Origin of the sequence: Cobetia sp. SIMBA_158, assembly GCF_046566945.1 — a bacterium.
Taxonomy (GTDB): Bacteria; Pseudomonadota; Gammaproteobacteria; order Pseudomonadales; family Halomonadaceae; genus Cobetia; species Cobetia amphilecti.
In genome coordinates, this window is record NZ_JAWJYL010000486.1 from 1 (window position 1) to 265 (window position 265).

At 50.9% G+C, this 265-nt stretch carries 1 protein-coding gene; it reads left to right on the plus strand.

Annotated elements, in window-relative coordinates:
• On the plus strand, positions 1-265 hold a 265-nt coding region (locus R2R70_RS20775), incomplete at both ends, for a hypothetical protein (RefSeq protein ID WP_410979019.1).

Consider the following 265-nt stretch of genomic DNA (forward strand, 5'->3'; position numbering starts at 1 on the left):
GAAAACGGAAGACAACAGCTACTCGTTTGACGTTTTTATTGATGCCCGCGGACAACGTCCGCTTAAAGTGAAAGATATCCCTTTCCCTGGGCTACGCGAGCAATTACAGAAAACAGGGGATGAAATCCCTGATGTTGGCGAAGATTATACGTTACAGCAACCCGAAGATATTCGTGGGCGCGTAGCGTTCGGCGCGTTGCCCTGGTTGATGCACGACCAGCCTTTCGTTCAGGGACTTACGGCATGTGCAGAAATTGGTGAGGCG